The 17,101-nt window shown below is 50.4% G+C and carries 16 protein-coding genes; 10 read left to right on the top strand and 6 right to left on the bottom strand.

Annotated features, from left to right (window positions below; genetic code table 11):
- The first annotated feature begins 582 nt into the window (after positions 1-582).
- From OCV31_RS09250 to OCV31_RS09220, 7 genes are all read left to right on the top strand, one after another.
- Positions 583-1,797 (top strand): 3-phosphoshikimate 1-carboxyvinyltransferase, encoded by a 1,215-nt coding sequence (locus OCV31_RS09250; protein WP_148474579.1) that lies wholly within the window; start codon positions 583-585, stop codon positions 1,795-1,797.
- Between the two features lie 22 nt (positions 1,798-1,819).
- Entirely contained in the window at positions 1,820-2,833 is a 1,014-nt protein-coding gene (locus OCV31_RS09245; RefSeq protein ID WP_148474577.1) for a chorismate synthase, read from the top strand.
- Positions 2,830-3,345: a shikimate kinase gene (locus tag OCV31_RS09240; protein ID WP_148474575.1), complete on the top strand. Its 516-nt coding sequence runs from the start codon at positions 2,830-2,832 to the stop codon at positions 3,343-3,345. The genes OCV31_RS09245 and OCV31_RS09240 overlap by 4 nt, the downstream gene beginning before the upstream one ends.
- A gap of 190 nt (positions 3,346-3,535) precedes the next feature.
- The gene (locus OCV31_RS09235) at positions 3,536-6,019 is read left to right on the top strand and encodes a hypothetical protein (RefSeq protein ID WP_148474573.1); all 2,484 of its coding nucleotides are present in this window, start codon (positions 3,536-3,538) and stop codon (positions 6,017-6,019) included.
- 492 nt (positions 6,020-6,511) lie between these two features.
- Positions 6,512-6,715, top strand: a complete 204-nt coding sequence (locus OCV31_RS09230; RefSeq protein ID WP_108831184.1) for a DUF1659 domain-containing protein — start codon at positions 6,512-6,514, stop codon at positions 6,713-6,715.
- Positions 6,716-6,726: 11 nt separating this feature from the next.
- Positions 6,727-6,951 carry a DUF2922 domain-containing protein gene (locus OCV31_RS09225; protein ID WP_148474571.1) on the top strand — a complete coding sequence of 75 codons (225 nt, stop codon included), beginning with the start codon at positions 6,727-6,729 and terminating at the stop codon, positions 6,949-6,951.
- A gap of 11 nt (positions 6,952-6,962) precedes the next feature.
- Positions 6,963-7,115, top strand: a complete 153-nt coding sequence (locus tag OCV31_RS09220; protein ID WP_148474569.1) for a YvrJ family protein — start codon at positions 6,963-6,965, stop codon at positions 7,113-7,115.
- A 622-nt stretch (positions 7,116-7,737) separates the two neighbouring features.
- Here OCV31_RS09220 and OCV31_RS09215 read toward each other — a convergent pair.
- From OCV31_RS09215 to OCV31_RS09195, 5 genes are all read right to left on the bottom strand, one after another.
- Positions 7,738-8,891, bottom strand: a protein-coding gene (locus tag OCV31_RS09215) for an IS3 family transposase (protein ID WP_267303928.1) whose coding sequence is annotated in 2 segments (ribosomal slippage) — positions 7,738-8,610 and positions 8,613-8,891 — 1,152 coding nt in all. Because the reading frame shifts where the segments join, the coding sequence is not laid out codon by codon here.
- Between the two features lie 52 nt (positions 8,892-8,943).
- Positions 8,944-9,252, bottom strand: coding sequence for an IS3 family transposase (locus tag OCV31_RS09210; RefSeq protein WP_267303927.1), 309 nt, complete (start codon positions 9,250-9,252; stop codon positions 8,944-8,946).
- Between the two features lie 32 nt (positions 9,253-9,284).
- Positions 9,285-9,596 carry a transposase gene (locus OCV31_RS09205; protein ID WP_267303926.1) on the bottom strand — a complete coding sequence of 104 codons (312 nt, stop codon included), beginning with the start codon at positions 9,594-9,596 and terminating at the stop codon, positions 9,285-9,287.
- Positions 9,597-9,910: 314 nt separating this feature from the next.
- On the bottom strand, positions 9,911-10,402 hold the full coding sequence (locus tag OCV31_RS09200) for an LURP-one-related/scramblase family protein (RefSeq protein WP_148474561.1): 492 nt from the start codon (positions 10,400-10,402) through the stop codon (positions 9,911-9,913).
- A 378-nt stretch (positions 10,403-10,780) separates the two neighbouring features.
- A complete protein-coding gene (locus OCV31_RS09195; RefSeq protein ID WP_148474559.1) occupies positions 10,781-11,341 on the bottom strand; it encodes a cysteine peptidase family C39 domain-containing protein in 561 nt (186 codons plus the stop codon).
- 65 nt (positions 11,342-11,406) lie between these two features.
- On the opposite strand from OCV31_RS09195, the gene OCV31_RS09190 reads away from it, so the two are divergent.
- The 3 genes from OCV31_RS09190 to OCV31_RS09180 all read left to right on the top strand — a co-directional run bounded on the left by OCV31_RS09190 (position 11,407) and on the right by OCV31_RS09180 (position 15,273).
- The gene (locus OCV31_RS09190; protein ID WP_148474557.1) at positions 11,407-13,128 is read left to right on the top strand and encodes an ABC transporter ATP-binding protein; all 1,722 of its coding nucleotides are present in this window, start codon (positions 11,407-11,409) and stop codon (positions 13,126-13,128) included.
- Positions 13,121-14,926 (top strand): ABC transporter ATP-binding protein, encoded by a 1,806-nt coding sequence (locus OCV31_RS09185; RefSeq protein WP_148474555.1) that lies wholly within the window; start codon positions 13,121-13,123, stop codon positions 14,924-14,926. The genes OCV31_RS09190 and OCV31_RS09185 overlap by 8 nt, the downstream gene beginning before the upstream one ends.
- Positions 14,927-15,021: 95 nt before the next feature.
- Entirely contained in the window at positions 15,022-15,273 is a 252-nt protein-coding gene (locus OCV31_RS09180) for a GlsB/YeaQ/YmgE family stress response membrane protein (protein WP_148474553.1), read from the top strand.
- A 248-nt stretch (positions 15,274-15,521) separates the two neighbouring features.
- Here OCV31_RS09180 and OCV31_RS09175 read toward each other — a convergent pair.
- Positions 15,522-16,675, bottom strand: a protein-coding gene (locus OCV31_RS09175) for an IS3 family transposase (RefSeq protein ID WP_394800656.1) whose coding sequence is annotated in 2 segments (ribosomal slippage) — positions 15,522-16,394 and positions 16,397-16,675 — 1,152 coding nt in all. Because the reading frame shifts where the segments join, the coding sequence is not laid out codon by codon here.
- Between the last annotated feature and the right edge of the window lie 426 nt (positions 16,676-17,101).

The raw sequence follows: 17,101 nt of genomic DNA, 5'->3' as shown, positions 1-17,101 counted from the left end.
CCCATGGTTTCCCTCCTTAATTGAATTATACACGATTTGAGGTAGGGGGATGTCCAAATCTTGGGGACCGGGTTATTCCGCTCTGAGCTCTTTTCCCCGCCCCCGGGTTTCAAAACAAATTAGGAATGAAATTTTAAGCGAAAGAAAAAAGGGAAAGCGAAACACATACGGTGAGCCCTTTTGACCGCAAAGATAAAAACGGGAGAAGAAAAAACTAAATCGCGAATCACCCTTCAATCTCAAAATTATAAGCCCTTCGCAGAAGCCCCGGCGGGCGACACGGCCCAACAGGAATCAAATGCCGTTAGGCATTTGCACTGCTAGAAAGCGTTAGGGATAAAGGGTGGGGGTCCGGGGGAGGGATAAGGGCGAATCGCAACGCCCTTTTTCCCTCCCCCGGGAAGAATCGCGAAGATATAATTATAGTAAGACAAAAAAGGTAACGCGAAACACAAAACGTGTGCCATTTCAACGCAAAGACAAAAAAAGCGAAAGAAAAAAGGGAAATCAAATCACATACCGTGTGCCCCTTCATCCGCAAGAAAAAACATATTTAAGAACAAAAAGAAAAAGGAAAAACATATGCTCCTCACATTTCAGGGAGGGCCTCGGGAGGGGCACTTACCCCTCCCGCCCTCCAAATCCCTTGTTCACAGAAAAATCATTCTCGCCGCCCTCGCGCCTCACGGGGGAGAAATCCATCTCTCGGAAATCTCCAACGACATCAAAGAAACCATCAACCTCATCAAATCCCTGGGCGGAAAAGTAACCATCACAAATACAAACAACACCCATAGCATAACCATCTCCCCGATACAAAAAAACATCTCCGCCCCCGTCCGTATCCACGTCAACGAAAGCGCCACCACTCTGCGCATCGCCCTCATCCTGGCCCCGGCACTGGCAGAGCGCGTCACCTTCACCGCAGGAAAACATCTCGCCGCCCGCCCCATGGAGGAAGGCATCCGCTTCTTAAGAGAAAACGGCGTGCAAGTTACAGGCCCCCGGCCCATGGAAACAAAAGGCCGCCTCGTTTTCGAACGCGCAAAAATCCACGCCGAAACCACCGGCCAATTCGCCACCGGTGCCCTCATCGCCGCCCTCGCGCAAAATCGCGACGCCACCCTCGCGGTAATCAACCCCGCTTCCCGGCCCTACATCGCCATGACCGCCGCCCTCATAAAAGAAGCCGGCGTAGAAATAGAAGAAACACAGGATACCTACATCGTTCATAAAGGCCAAATACAGAAAATCACCCCCCATGTAGAAGGCGACCTCAGCCACGCCGCCTACTTCATCGTCGCCAACGAAATGGGTAGCCGCATCCGCCTCGAAAACCTCCCCGCCCACAGCCTCCAGGGCGACAGAAAAATCTACGACCACATCAAATCCATAAAAGAAAACACCCCCGTCGACCTTACCCACACCCCCGACCTCCTCATGCCCCTCGCCGTCCTCGCCACCCAAACAGGCGCCACCTTCACAGGCATCCGCCGCCTCCGCACCAAAGAGACCGACCGCATCGCCGCCACCGCCGCCATGCTCCGCGCCCTGGGTATAAACACAACAGCCACGGAAGATACACTGAAAGTCGCCCCCGGCACAATCCGCCCCGGCACCGTCGACACCTTCGGCGATCACCGCATCGCCTTTGCCGCCTTCGCCGCCGCCACAGTCGCAGATGGCCCCGTCGCCCTGAAAAATCCCGAAGCCGCAAACAAAAGCTGGCCCGGCTTCTACGCCGCCGTGGAAAAACTCCCCCTGATCCACGAAAACAAAATCGAAAACAAACCATAAAATAGAAACAGAAAGGAACACCATGGGAAAAAACATCTCCATCACCCTCTTCGGCGAAAGCCACGGAAAAGGCGTCGGCGCCCTCATCACCGGTCTGCCTCCCCACATACCCGTGGATGAAGCCGCCATCGACCGCGCCCTCGCCCGCAGGAGACCCTCAGGCCACTACGACACAACGAGAAAAGAGCCCGATCCCTGGGAAATCATCTCCGGCACCTACGGCGGCAAAACCACCGGCGATCCCCTGGCCATCTGGATCCCCAATAAAGACACAAAAAGCCAAGACTACGAGCACATGCCCTACCGCCCCGGCCACGGCGACTACACCGCCCACGTGAAAACCTTCGGCGCCGACGATCCGAGAGGCGCAGGACATCGAAGCGGCCGCCTCACCGCCCCCCTCGTCGCCGCAGGCGCCATCGCCGCCGATTTCTTAAAGACACAAAACATCAATATCGCATCGCGCATCACGGAAATAGGGGGAGAACAAAGCCCGACCGCCCAGGAAAAAGCCCTCGAGCAAGCCAAACAAGAAAAAGACAGCCTCGGCGGCATCGTCGCCCTCACCATCACAGGCGTGCCAATAGGCCTCGGCGGCACGCGGGATGCCTCCGCCCAAAGCGCCCTGGCCCATGCCCTCTACGCCGTCGGCGCCGTAAAAAGCGTGGCCTTCGGCGCGGGAGAGAAAGCCGCCCGATTAAAAGGCAGCCAAAACAACGACCCCTATATAGAAGAAAACGGCGTCGTCCACACCACAACCAACAACGCCGGCGGAATCCTCGGCGGCATCACCACAGGAGACGCCATCGAAATCACCGTCGCCGTCAAGCCCACCCCCTCCATCGGAAAAAAACAACACACCGTCGATCGCGAGGGAAGAAACACCGCGCTTGAAATAAAAGGCCGCCACGACACCGCCCTCGTGCGCCGCATCCCCCCCGTCCTCGAAGCCGCCGCCGCAATCGCCATCCTCGATCTTTGGATCGAGCGGCAAAAAGAAATCGCCCTGCATCAAATCATAGGAGAGAGCCAATGACCAAAAACATCGTCATCATCGGTATGCCCGGCGCCGGCAAAACCTCCGTCGCCGAAGCCGTTGCCGAAAAACTGCACAGAAAATGCATCGACATCGACACCGAAATCATCAAAAAACACGGCGACATCCCCCAAATCTTCGAACAACAAGGAGAAGAAGCCTTCCGCGCCTACGAAAAGGAGGCCGTCATCGAAGCCGCCGAAGAGAAAAACGTCGTCATCGCCACCGGCGGCGGTAGCCTCCTCGATCCCGAAAATACCGAGGCATTAAAGCGCACCGGTACCCTCTACTGGATCACCCGCCCACTGGAAGACTTGGCCACCGATGGCCGCCCCCTCTCAAAAGGCGGCATCGAAACCTTAAGAAAACTTTATAGGGACAGAAAGCCCATCTACGAAAATGCCGCCGATGAAATCGTTGAAAACACCACCATCGAAGAAGCCGCCCGCACCATCCTCGCCTTCGAAAAGTTACAAAACAATAAAAAAGAACCCCCTGTCATAGAACTGTAATTTAAATACATGGGGGACTCGTGTATAATGAAGCTACATCGAGAAACCGAAGCATAAAAGGCTTTCTCATGACATTGAGAGACTTTACTTCAATAGTTGAAGCAAGGGCCCCTCAATGGTATAATGGTGTAAGATTCACAGGAATATGCCTGGAAGAATCTGAAAATTCATAAGGAGGTCGAAAGACAAGATGAACAAGAAATTTCTTAGCCTTGTACTCGCACTAGTCATGGTACTCGGCACATTCAGCTCTGTCTTTGCTGCACCTGCTGAAAAAAAGGAAACCAAAGAAGCTCCCAAGGCAGCTGAAACGGTAGTTCCCAAACTCACAGGCAAAAAAGCAAAGATCGACTGGTTGAAAGACAGAGGTTACATTTCCGGTCGTAAAGTAAACGAAGACCCGAAAAACAACGATCTCGCATTGGATAAAACCATCCAACGTGCAGAAGTTAGTAAGCTCCTCGTTTTCGCTACCGGCAATGAAAACAAAGTTGACGCCTTAAAGAGCATCACCATCTACAAAGACGTAGAGCTCAACTACTGGGCAAACGGCTACATCAACGTAGGTAGTACCGAACCCTCCAAGGCAAACAACCTTCCCTTCTTACTCGGTTACCCGGGCAATGTATTCAAACCGGTCAACAACGTAACCTACGCCGAATTGGCAAAAATGTTGGTTACCTTGACCAAAACCGATCTCACCAAAGCCATGCACGACCAAGCCAACAAAAACTGGCCGGCACAATGGATGGCATGGGCTGCTGATCTGGGCATCTTTGATGATGTAACCGTCGCTGACGCCAACAAGGCCGTCAACCGTGAAGACGCATTCACCATGATCTTCAACGCAATGTACAGATTGAAAGAAATCAAGGTTATGCCCGCCAACGAAACCATGGGTATTTTGTCTCAAATCAAAAACGGCGAAATCACCATCAACCAAGGTGAAAAGGCAAAAACCGTTAAATTAACGGACAACACCACATTTGTTCTTTACAAATATGGTAGATATGATGTAAATGCTGAACCCACTAACCCTCGCATTGTAAAAGCCAGTGCAATTTCCAATGCTGAATACTACTACGGTTCTCTCGTTAGAGTCCTCGTAAACGAAAAGGGCGAAGCTACCCACGTATTGGAATTAGGTAACCCTGATTTCTTAGCACTTGGTATTGGCTCCAGATATGGCGAAAACAATCGTTGGGATGGCGTTGCTGACAACACCATTGAAACAGCATACAGATTCCTCGCCAAAGTCAACTACAAAGACGGCGATGCAAAATCTATTCTCTTCAGAGATCCCTCTGCTACCACCGGCGGCGTAGAAGTTAAGCTTACGAAAGCTACTAAGTACTTCGTAGCTGATGCTAAGAAGAACCAATTAACGGAAGTTAAGGACGCAGACGAAGCACTCCGCATCGTAGGTAATCCTGCTGCAACGAACTGGATTGACAGAGTGTACGTTGGATACAATGATGTAGGATCTGCTGAAAAACACGAAACGTCCGGCCCCACCGCAATTCAAGGCTACAACGAAGCCACCGTTGTCGTATTCAACAAAGTTGAAAAAGATAACAACGGCGAAGTTACCCTTCGTGTTAAAAATGACGTTACCAGCAAATACAACATCACTTTAGAAGATGTAGACGGCAAAGAAGTAATTGCAGACGTTGCAACTTACCGTGGCGGTTTCCCCAACAACTTCAACGCTGACAAGCTTGACGTTATTAAGTGGACCAACAACAATGCTGCCGGCATCGGTATTGAAAAAGCGATCGACCACAGCAAAACCGAACGTTACCCCATCGTTAAGGTTATCGATAAAGATGGCGCTAAACTTGTCGTAGAAGATAAACTCGGCAACACCGCTAGATTAGTTGTTGACAGCGAAGCTGACATCTTCTTGAACGGTCAATTAAAAGAAGGTGCTTTGATTCAATTCCGTACCTTGGCAGGCAATGTTCCCGGTAGCGACGCAACGGATGCTAACACTGTTGACATCGTATCTGTAATGCCTAAGGGCGTTGCACTTGCAGGCGTATTGCAAGGTGTTGTTCTTGATAACCAAGGCAACCAATACTACGCTAAGAATGTCAAAGCTGCTGATATTAAGGGATACAATGGAACAAACAACCACTACAAAGTGATTGTTAACCAACTCAACTCCTTCTACAATACTGACGATGGCGTAAAACGCGACTTGGTATGGATGAGCAAATCTGAAACTGAAGATTTACAAGCTTGGTTAAAAGCCAATGATGACAATGCCAACATTCGTTACAAATTAAAGGATAATGTTCAAGGCAACGAAAACGAAGCCTATGACCTTGAAGTACTTTACGGCGATAAATGGCTCCCTGTAGCTGATGCAGTTGTTAAAAAAGCTGCTGACGATAAAGCAGCACAAAAAGCTGCATTAGATGCTTTCAACAAAAAAGTCGCTGCAGTGGAAGACGCTTCTAAATTAGCTGATCAAGCCGCTTTCGACAAAGCAGCAAAAGAACTTAAAGCCCTTGTAGATGAGTTTAACGCACTGAAAGTTGACATGCTTGAAAAATCTGACGTTGATAAGGCAAAAGCTGACCTCAACACTAAGATCAAGGCACTCAACGATGCTGCTGGTGCTAAGACTCCGGCTATTAAAACCAACCCGACAGTTACTGAAATTGCGTAAGTGATTGTCTAAAAAAGAACCCTTCGGGGTTCTTTTTTTTGTCTCTATGTCAACCATTGGGAAGTCTAGTGAAAACTAGGCTCCTATTTCGTGTCATAAATTCCGAAATTCATAGGTAAAAATCCCGCCGGATCTCTATCTACAAAGTGAGGGGGAAAGAGCCGCAAAAACATCTCCGTTTTTTTCGAAACCCATAGGTAAAAATCTCGCCGGATTTCTATCTAATAGGTGAGGGGCGAAAGAGCCGCAAAAAAATTCACCCTTTTTTCGAAACCCATAGGTAAAAATCCGCCGGATTTCTATCTAATAGGTGAGGGGCGAAAGAGCCGCAAATCTTTTCTCCCTTTCTCCGAAATCCATAGGTAAAAATCCCGCCGGATTTCTATCTACTAAGTGAAGGGGAAAGCGGCCGCGAATCTTTTTCCCTTTGTACGCCATCCCACAGGTAAAAAATCCTCGGATTTTCTATCGAAAAGTGAAGGAGGAATTCACATGACAGACATTAAAAAATCCCTGCGACTGGTCTATTTGGAAACGGACAGCGCAGGCAAATCCAAGCGCAGAGCCGCAAGCTACTCCGGGCTCTTGCCCGAAGCCGACAACGCCGCCGTGAAAAAAGCCGCCGACGCCTTTAACACCTTGACCCAAAAGCCCGCCGACGCCGTGGAAATCATCACCACCGAAACCTTGGTATAAGGAGGTAAACCATGGACAAGAAATACCTGAATCTCACCTTCGTCGATGAAGGCCAAAAGCAAGCCACCCTTCGCGTCAACACGCCTAAAGATGGCCTCGACGGCAACACCGCCAAAGCCGGCGCCCAAGCCATCGTCGCTTCCGGCATCTTCCGCTCCAAAGGCAAATTCGTCGCCGCACAAAAAGCCGAGCTCGTCACTGTCACATCCGACACCCTCTTTACTGTAAACGAATAAAGAGGCCCCCCATGACCCTCGACGAAATCCTGTCCCTCATCGCCAATACCGGCTTTCCCATCGTCGTGGCCAGCTACTTCATCCTGAGAATGGAAGAAAAACTCGATAAACTCACCGAGACCATCGCCGAATTGGGCCACACAATCGAAAGCAAAATGCAATGAAAGAGGGACCACCTTGGTCCCTCATTTCATTGCAAAAAAAGAATTGCTATTGATTTTTTCGGTGCGTGATGCTTTGTGTTCCGCCCACCTTATACTCTTACTTTTCAATGGCACACCCCTTGTGATTCGACTTCCTGTTTTTATAATGCGGATAAATCATTCTTACATGGTTCTGAAACCCGGGGGCGGGGAAAAGAGCTCAGAGCGGAAGGCCGCAATTTTCCCCGCCCCCGGACCCTCATGACCTATCCCGACGAGCGCAGCGAGTCGTAGGAAGGTCAGATGCAGTCTTACACCGTTTCGGAAAGGCAAAGCCTTTTCGAAACGGATGTATAGTTGTACCACCCCTTTTTTGGCCGCGTCTAAGCTGTAAGAAAATGTCTGCGGCATTTTCTACGAATTGGGCTGCGTCGCGGAAAGAAGAATGTGAGTCGGGCGAAGAAATTAATTTGTCGACGAAAACTGCTTGCCCAAATTAAAATCAATCAATGTTAAAGAAGCCCAATACAAATCGAAGCCCGTCAGGGCTTCGCACATCTAAAAAGCGTTGGGGGTCGAAGGGGTTGGGGCCCCGGGGAAGGGGCAGAGGGCTGGAATGGCAACACTTTTTTGGACACTTTTCTTAAGGTGTCAACTGTAAACGGTCATTGTCTTCCACTGCTTTCTTTGTCCTGTATGCGAGCGGAGTCATGTTTTCAAGGCTTGTGTGCACTCGGTCGTTGTTCCACCACTGCACATAATCGCTGAGTTTTTCTCTTAACTCGTTAAGGCTTTGAAAGGTTTCTCTCTCTAAAAACTCGGTTTTGAAACTTTTAAATATGTTTTCTGCCACGGCGTTGTCGTAAGGATTGCCAGGTCGGCTTAGGGATCGTTTGATGCCGTTTGCTTTTAAGATGGCACAAATGGTGTTGTTGTCGAATTCTTTGCCTCGATCGGTGTGAAAGTATTGGACGGCGTCGAGGGGGTAGGGAATGGTGCTAAATGCTTCCTGAATAAGGGCAGCGTCGCGACGAAGGCCGCAGGAGTAGCCGATGACTTCGCGATTGAAAAGATCAGTAATGGCACAAACGTAGGCCCATCTCTGATTGATGCGAACATAGGTCAGATCGGAAACGGTGACCTCTAGTGGTTTACGATGACTAAATTCTCGGTTGAGAACGTTGCGTACTTTCTCTTCGTTTTTCCTGGTCGGGTGGTGTCTGTATTTTGCTTTGGTGTAGACAGATACCAAGTGAAGTTTCTTCATGATGGCGCGAATTCGTCGCCTAGAGGCGACGATGTTTTCTGCTTCTAACTTACTTTTTATCCTGCGCGCGCCATAGACGTTATGACTTGCGCGAAAGATGGAGCGAACCTTGATCTCCAGCTCGATGGCCTCATCGGTAAGAGGCTTCGGCCGGTAATAGTAAGCGGAACGGCTGATTCCTAACACTCTGCAAAGCGCTGATACCGGGTATTTGTGCTTTAAACGATCGATGACGTATCGTTTTTCTCCGCAAGTATCAGCGCGGCCTGCTTTAAAATGTCATTCTCCATCTTGAGTCGTTGAATCTCTTTACGCAAGGCAATCTTTTCCTGATCCGATTCACTCAACGAAACCGTCTCTTTGAAGGTCCCGGTGGTGCGGAATTGACTAACCCAGCGGTCAAAAGCTGAAGGGGTTAACGAATATTTCTGAATGATCTCTTGCCGACTCATGCCTTCCTCGTATAGGTCCACCACGTGCTGCTTGAACTCGTCTGAGAAGACTCTTCTTTTTCTAGGTGCTTTATCCATTTGATCCTCCTTGTTGATCATAAGATACCACACCTTAAGGAAACTGTCCTAATTATTGTAACCTATCCAGNAATTCTCGGTTGAGAACGTTGCGTACTTTCTCTTCGTTTTTCCTGGTCGGGTGGTGTCTGTATTTTGCTTTGGTGTAGACGGATACCAAGTGAAGTTTCTTCATGATGGCGCGAATTCGTCGCCTAGAGGCGACGATGTTTTCTGCTTCTAACTTACTTTTTATCCTGCGCGCGCCATAGACGTTATGACTTGCGCGAAAGATGGAGCGAACCTTGATCTCCAGCTCGATGGCCTCATCGGTAAGAGGCTTCGGCCGGTAATAGTAAGCGGAACGGCTGATTCCTAACACTCTGCAAAGCGCTGATACCGGGTATTTGTGCTTCAAACGATCGATGACGTATCGTTTTTCTCCGCAAGTATCAGCGCGGCCTGCTTTAAAATGTCATTCTCCATCTTGAGTCGTTGAATCTCTTTACGCAAGGCAATCTTTTCCTGATCCGATTCACTCAACGAAACCGTCTCTTTGAAGGTCCCGGTGGTGCGGAATTGACTAACCCAGCGGTCAAAAGCTGAAGGGGTTAACGAATATTTCTGAATGATCTCTTGCCGACTCATGCCTTCCTCGTATAGGTCCACCACGTGCTGCTTGAACTCGTCTGAGAAGACTCTTCTTTTTCTAGGTGCTTTATCCATTTGATCCTCCTTGTTGATCATAAGATACCACACCTTAAGGAAACTGTCCTAATTATTGTAACCTATCCACCCTCTGCCCCTTCCCCGGGGCCCCATCCCCATCCACCCACAAACGCCTTCTATCAGAGCGGAACCCTAACGGGTTCCGATTCCTGTTGGGCCGCGTCGCCAAAAAGAAATTTTGAGTTGGGCGAAGTTACTTTTACGCCAGGAATAATTCTTCGCCCAACTCACTTCCCCTCCCCGGGAAAGATTCGCAAAGGTATCAGTTGTGAAAGAGAAAATAGGATTACGAATCACATAAAATAAATCTTTTAATGGCTGTTTTGCTCCATATCGATAATATGGTCCACGACAATCATCATGGCCACGGCCACGTCGGCGTAGGCCTCGTCTATGACGTCGATGACGAAGGTGTCGCCCCAGGCGAAGATTTTCTTTTCAATGGCCGCCACTTCCCGGTCGCTCTCGTCTAAAATCCGAAAATCCCAAGAAAAAACATCGCCCTCGAGGCGCAAATCCTTTCCCTTGTAAGTAATGTCGATTTTCTTTTTGAAAAGGGAAAAGCGTGCCTTAATGTCCATGACATCGCCGTTTTCGAAGCGCACGTGATAGGTGGGCATCAGGTGCATGAGCTCCTGATCCACGGAAAACAACGGATTTTTCTCCCTGTCCGAGACGTGGACGTCGTAGCCGAAAAATTTCAGATTCTGGTCGATAAAATAGACCGGCGCCTCGGATTCGTCCGTGACGGCGTAGTGATCCTCGAGTTTTAATACTTTCTGTTTTGCGTAAAGACGATACATGATGACCTCCGGTGGGTTGTTTTCTTTTTTCTTTTTTCTTTTTTCTCTGTTTTATTATACCCACAGAAGAGGGATTGGCCCATGCGGTTTTTGTATGGGAAAGGAACTTCGCTTTTTCAAGTTCTCTTCAACTCCTGTTCTTCAAGCATATTACTTGTTTTCCAATCGCGTACTTTATGTATCAGATTTCCTTCCACTGCTTCCGGGGGAGGGATAAGGGCGAATCGCAACGCCCTTTTTCCTTCCCCCGGAATGGTTTGTTGAACAAAGGCCGCGAGAAGATAAAGATAAAATGCTTTATCCTATACTCCGAAGTTTTAATAAAGAACGTAGCCCCTTCCCCGGAAAAGTACGGTGTGCGAAAACAAAAGAAAAAAACTATTTTATAAAAAACATACTCCTATACATCATTCCTCGTACAAACAGCTCCTCAAATCGCATTTTATACCGCCTCCCCCAGGAGGAGAACCGCACATACACCTCGCCCTCGTCTTCCACCATTTCCGTAATGGTCACCCAGTGGTAGCGGAAGGATTTATTGGGGTGATTGGTATTCAAAAGTGCCACGGGGCGATCAGCAGTGAGCGCGCGAAGGACGAATGCTTTGATTTCTTCATCGGTGGCCCGGGTTTTTAAAAATTCCGCTCTGTATTGCCTCCCCATGCGGCCCATGGCCCGCACGAGGATGCCCCCGGCGGCGATGCCCCAGGGTCTGGGCGGGGCGGCGAGGAGAATTTCGCCCATGAGCTTCAGGGCGTCGTTTTTGTCGAAGGCCCGTTTTTTCTCTTTATAGGCGATAAGATTGGCCAAGGCGGCGATGCCGCAAGCCCGATCCGCCCGGTAGACGCCCCACCTTTCTCGAAGGGCGCTTTGATCGAAGCCGTAGCCTCCGTCCACGGCGATGAAGTTTTTGTGTTTTAAGGCGGCCAGGGTCTTCATGTGTATAACCTTTCTATTCGGGTAGATATAATAAGTAATAGCTTTTTTATGACAAGGATGGTGAAATGAAACAATACATTAAACCCTATATACCCTTAATTATCGGCGAAGTTTTACTCATCGCCCTGAGTATTTTGGCAGACCTTTACCTGCCGCGGCTTATGAGCCACATTGTGGACGCCGGGGTCTTGCGCGGAAATGTGCCTTTAATTTTCAATAAAGGCCTGGCCATGATCGGCCTCGCCGCTTTGTCGGTGATTTTAATGACTGTGGCCGGGCTCATGGCGGCGAAAATTTCCATGGGATTTGCCCGAGATCTTCGCGCCGGCCTTTTTGCCCACGTGCTCTCTTTGGATTTTCCATCCTTCGAGACCTTCGGCGCTCCCTCGATTTTAACCCGCGCCACCGACGACATCAGTCAGCTGGAGCGCATGGCCGTGGTAGCCCTTCGCCCCATGGTGCGCGCCCCCCTTATGTTTTTCGGGGCCACCTACATGTGCCTCACCACCGACGTGAAGCTTTCCGCCATTATTTTAATCTCGGGGCCTATGCTTCTCGCCGTGGTCATTACCATCGCCCGAAAATCCATTCCCTGCTTTCGCCGCATTCGCGAGCTCATGGACAAGATCAACCTCCACTTTCGGGAACGGCTCACGGGGATTCGCGTGATTCGCGCTTTCGGTAAGGAAAGCTACGAGGATAAGCGTTTCGACGAGGTGAACCGATCCATGCGTCGCACATCGGAGCAGGTGAATAATTACCTGATTACCATGCTCCCGGCCTTTAATCTGATTTTTAACCTCAGCATGGTCGCCGTCCTCTACTTCGGCGCCGGCCGTATCCACGCCGGCACCATGGAAGTGGGGGATCTCATGGCATTTATTCAATACGTCGTGCAAATCATGTTTGCGCTCAGCATGTTCTCCATGCTCTTCGCCATGTACCCCAACGCCAAAGCCGCCTACGACCGCATCGTCGAAGTCCTCGAGACGCCGCCGGCCAAGGAAAATGTAAAAGTCACCCTGCCGGAAGAGGGGGAAACCTCCCTCGTCTTCGATCACGTCAGCTTTTCCTACCCCGGCGCCGAGCGGCCCGTGTTGTCGGACATTTCCTTTGAGGTGAAGGCCGGAGAGAAGATCGCCATTATCGGCGGCACGGGAAGCGGCAAGAGCACGATTTTAAAGCTGATCCACCGCTTCTACCACGTCTCGGGCGGCGAAATCCGCCTAAACGGCGTAAACATCGAAGACATTTCCGCCAAAGACCTGCGCAGCCGCGTGGGCTACGCGCCCCAAAAGGCCATGCTTCTTTTAAGGAGCGTGCGGGAAAACATCGGCCTGTCCCACGATAAGCCCTTAAGCGACGGGGAAACGGACCGCTACCTTTCCATCGCCCAGGCGAAAGACTTCGTCCACGCCGCGGAAAACGGGATGGACGCTACCGTATCCCAAACGGGGAAAAACCTCTCCGGCGGACAGAAACAGCGCCTCTCCATCGCTCGCGCCTTGGCGAAAGAGCCCGAGGTACTGCTCTTCGACGACGCCTTTTCCGCCCTGGACTTTCAAACGGACAAGGCCCTGCGCCGCGCCCTGGCCCCCATGACCGATCGCACCGCCACCATTATCGTGGCCCAGCGGGTCATGACGGTGTTGGACTGCGACGAAATCCTGGTCCTGGACGACGGCAAAATCATCTCCCGCGGCACCCACGAGGAGCTCATGAAATCCTCCACAGTGTACCGGGAAATCGCCGCCTCGCAATTGGGAGAGGAGGTGCTCTATGCCTAGATTTAAAGGCGTCACAGAACGAGACCGCCGCAGCCTGAGAAGCGCCGACAGCCGCCGCATTATGAAGCGGCTCATCGGCTATTTAAATCAAGACAAACTCTATATGGCCCTGGCCATCCTCTTTACGGCCATCGCCACCATTATCGACATCTTCACGCCCTGGATCTTAGGGCTGGGGATCACCAATATTTTCGACTCCGTAAAGGCGGGGCGGGGAATCGACTACGGTTATTTAAATCGCATCGCCCTCATTCTCCTCGCCATGTATATTACCTCCTCGATCTTCTACTTCTTCCGAGGCCGCATCCTCGTAAAGATCACCCAAAAAACCGTCTTTACCCTGAGAAAAGAATTCTCCGAAAAGATTCAGCGCCTCCCCGTGGCCTATTTGGACCGCTTTACCGTGGGGGATCTCCTCTCCCGCATGACCAACGACATGGAATCCGTGGTCAACAACATGCGGCAAAACATCGCCCAGATCATCAGCGCCGTGGTCACCATCATCGGCACCTTGGCCATGATGCTCTACATCGAGCCCCGGCTCACGATTATTTCCTTGATCGTGCTGCCCGTAAGCGCCTTTGTCACGGCGAAAGTCGCCGGCATCAGCCAGCGCTACTTCCGCGCCAAGAGCCACGACATGGGCCGGGTGGACGGCTACATGGAAGAAATCATCACGGCCCAGGAAGTGGTAAAGAGCTTCACCTTCGAAGACCGGTCAATGACGGAATTTAATGCCATTAACGACGCCCTCTACGACAACGCCTACAAAGCCCAATTTATCAGCGGCGAAATCATGCCCCTCATGGGCTTTATCTCCAACCTGGGCTACGTGGCCATCGCCGTCTTCGGCGGATTCTTGGTCTTGAACGGCGCCATTACCGTCGGGTCCATCCAAGCCTTCTTCCAATACTCGAGAAAGCTCAACCAACCCATCAGCGGCATGGCGGAAGTGGTGGGCGCCTTGCAATCGGCCATCTCCGCCGCCGACCGCATCTTCCACGTCCTCGATGGGGAAGAAGAGGCGGAAGTTGAAGACGCCGCCCCCTTGGATAAACTAAAAGGCGAAGTCACCTTCGACCACGTGCGCTTCGGCTACGAGAAAAACCAAGTGGTCATCGACGACTTCTCCCTTCACGTCAAGCCCGGCGAGACCGTGGCCATTGTCGGGCCCACCGGCGCCGGAAAAACCACCCTCATCAATCTTTTGATGCGCTTCTACGAGCCCGATCACGGCAGCATTTCCGTCGACGGCGTAGACATTCGCAAGCTAACCCGCGAAAATTTGCGCAGCCACTTCGGCATGGTACTTCAAGACACCTGGCTCTTTTCAGGTTCCATTAAAGACAACATCGCCTACGGCAAAGAAGGCGCTACCGACGAGGCCATTCGTGCCGCCGCCAAGGCCACCTACGCCGACAACTTTATCCGCACCCTGCCCAATGGCTACGACGAAATCATCACCGAATCCGGCTCGGAAATCTCCCAAGGCCAGCGGCAACTGTTGACCATCGCCCGGGCCCTCATCTCCGATCCCGACATCTTAATCCTCGACGAAGCCACCAGCTCCGTGGATACCCGCACGGAAAAACTCATCCAAAAAGCCATGGATCGCCTCATGCACGGCCGCACCAACTTCGTCATCGCCCACCGCCTCTCCACCATCGTCGGTGCCGACGTGATCCTCGTTTTAAAAGACGGAAACATCGTGGAACAGGGGGATCACCACAGCCTTATGGCCCGAAAGGGCGAGTACTACGAACTCTACCACAGCCAATTTGAAGGAAAAGAAATTTAACTGCAAAAACTTTTCTCCTCACTGAATAAATTTCACAAGCGCGGGTAAGAATAAAATAACATCATTAATAGGACTCATTCGAAAGGAGATCTTTCATGTTATTTTGGTTAATTTTCGGCGCACTGGCCGGCTGGATCGCAAGTAAAATCATGGGCAAAGACGAATCCATGGGCGCTGTGGCAAACATCGTCACCGGGATCGTCGGTTCCTTTATCGGCGGCTTCATCGCAAGCAATGTCTTCCACATGGGCAAAGTATCCGGCTTCAACATCTACAGCCTGATCATCGCCGTCATCGGCTCCGTAATCCTCTTGTGGATCGTGAATGCAGTAAAAAACAGAAAATAAGGCAAGAAAAGGGGCTTTTGAACAAGCCTCTTTTTTCTTGCCCTTGTTTTCTGTTAAAAAAGACGGATCTTTTCGGGATTTTCTTTTTTCGCTCACTTTTGGCTTAGATTTTTTATTGCGTCACCAACAGATTAGCGTGTTGAATTCTATTACGATTAAAATATGTTCTTTTATGGGTTTGAGACCTGGGAAGGGCCTAGGGCGTTGCGATTCGCCCTGGAATGGCAACACTTTTTTGGACACTTTTCTTAAGGTGTCAACTGTAAACGGTCTTTGTCTTCCACTGCTTTCTTTGTCCTGTATGCGAGCGGAGTCATGTTTTCAAGGCTTGTGTGCACTCGGTCGTTGTTCCACCACTGCACATAATCGCTGAGTTTTTCTCTTAACTCGTTAAGGCTTTGAAAGGTTTCTCTCTCTAAAAACTCGGTTTTGAAACTTTTAAATATGTTTTCTGCCACGGCGTTGTCGTATGGATTGCCAGGTCGGCTTAGGGATCGTTTGATGCCGTTTGCTTTTAAGATGGCACAAATGGTGTTGTTGTCGAATTCTTTGCCTCGATCGGTGTGAAAGTATTGGACAGCGTCGAGGGGGTAGGGAATGGTGCTAAATGCTTCCTGAATAAGGGCAGCGTCGCGACGAAGACTGCAGGAGTAGCCGATGACTTCGCGATTGAAAAGATCAGTAATGGCACAAACGTAGGCCCATCTCTGATTGATGCGAACATAGGTCAGGTCGGAAACGATGACTTCCAGCGGCTTGCGATGACTGAATTCTCGGTTGAGAACGTTGCGTACTTTCTCTTCGTTTTTCCTGGTCGGGTGGTGTCTGTATTTTGCTTTGGTGTAGACGGATACCAAGTGAAGTTTCTTCATGATGGCGCGAATTCGTCGCCTAGAGGCGACGATGTTTTCTGCTTCTAACTTACTTTTTATCCTGCGCGCGCCATAGACGTTATGACTTGCGCGAAAGATGGAGTGAACCTTGATCTCCAGCTCGATGGCCTCATCGGTAAGAGGCTTCGGCCGGTAATAGTAAGCGGAACGGCTGATTCCTAACACTCTGCAAAGCGCTGATACCGGGTATTTGTGCTTCAAACGATCGATGACGTATCGTTTTTCTCCGCAAGTATCAGCGCGGCCTGCTTTAAAATGTCATTCTCCATCTTGAGTCGTTGAATCTCTTTACGCAAGGCAATCTTTTCCTGATCCGATTCACTCAACGAAACCGTCTCTTTGAAGGTCCCGGTGGTGCGGAATTGACTAACCCAGCGGTCAAAAGCTGAAGGGGTTAACGAATATTTCTGAATGATCTCTTGCCGACTCATGCCTTCCTCGTATAGGTCCACCACGTGCTGCTTGAACTCGTCTGAGAAGACTCTTCTTTTTCTAGGTGCTTTATCCATTTGATCCTCCTTGTTGATCATAAGATACCACACCTTAAGGAAACTGTCCTAATTATTGTAACCTATCCAGCCCTCTGCCCCTTCCCCAGGGCCCCATCCCACTCCACCCTAACGCTTTCTAAATGTGCGAAGCCCTGACGGGCTTCGATTCCTGTTGGGATTCTTCGACATTTAAAGACAATGAATTGAGTGAGCTGTCTTCGATTCCATACGATGGATTACCCGACTCACATTCTTCTTTCCGCGACGCGTCCCAATTAGCAGAAAATGCCGTAGGCATTTTCTTACAGCTTAAGCGCGGCCAAAAAAGGGGTGGGGGCCCCGGGGGCGGGGAAAATGCGGCCTTCTAAGGTGGACCCATTGATTTGGACACGTCAACCCCTATGCGTTGAGTAGTGTTGAGCCGTATTCGTATGGCGTCATGTC

Origin of the sequence: Aedoeadaptatus acetigenes (genome assembly GCF_025566985.1) — a bacterium.
Lineage (GTDB): Bacteria > Bacillota > Clostridia > Tissierellales > Peptoniphilaceae > Aedoeadaptatus > Aedoeadaptatus acetigenes.
Note: the sequence above shows the minus strand (reverse complement) of the source record. Positions and strands in the feature narration are given on the sequence as shown.

Coding starts and splice junctions, on each gene's coding strand:
- OCV31_RS09250 (WP_148474579.1), top strand. CDS start 583: ATGCTCCTCACATTTCAGGGAGGGCCTCGGGAGGGGCACTTACCCCTC.
- OCV31_RS09245 (WP_148474577.1), top strand. CDS start 1,820: ATGGGAAAAAACATCTCCATCACCCTCTTCGGCGAAAGCCACGGAAAA.
- OCV31_RS09240 (WP_148474575.1), top strand. CDS start 2,830: ATGACCAAAAACATCGTCATCATCGGTATGCCCGGCGCCGGCAAAACC.
- OCV31_RS09235 (WP_148474573.1), top strand. CDS start 3,536: ATGAACAAGAAATTTCTTAGCCTTGTACTCGCACTAGTCATGGTACTC.
- OCV31_RS09230 (WP_108831184.1), top strand. CDS start 6,512: ATGACAGACATTAAAAAATCCCTGCGACTGGTCTATTTGGAAACGGAC.
- OCV31_RS09225 (WP_148474571.1), top strand. CDS start 6,727: ATGGACAAGAAATACCTGAATCTCACCTTCGTCGATGAAGGCCAAAAG.
- OCV31_RS09220 (WP_148474569.1), top strand. CDS start 6,963: ATGACCCTCGACGAAATCCTGTCCCTCATCGCCAATACCGGCTTTCCC.
- OCV31_RS09205 (WP_267303926.1), bottom strand. CDS start 9,596: ATGGATAAAGCACCTAGAAAAAGAAGAGTCTTCTCAGACGAGTTCAAG.
- OCV31_RS09200 (WP_148474561.1), bottom strand. CDS start 10,402: ATGTATCGTCTTTACGCAAAACAGAAAGTATTAAAACTCGAGGATCAC.
- OCV31_RS09195 (WP_148474559.1), bottom strand. CDS start 11,341: ATGAAGACCCTGGCCGCCTTAAAACACAAAAACTTCATCGCCGTGGAC.
- OCV31_RS09190 (WP_148474557.1), top strand. CDS start 11,407: ATGAAACAATACATTAAACCCTATATACCCTTAATTATCGGCGAAGTT.
- OCV31_RS09185 (WP_148474555.1), top strand. CDS start 13,121: ATGCCTAGATTTAAAGGCGTCACAGAACGAGACCGCCGCAGCCTGAGA.
- OCV31_RS09180 (WP_148474553.1), top strand. CDS start 15,022: ATGTTATTTTGGTTAATTTTCGGCGCACTGGCCGGCTGGATCGCAAGT.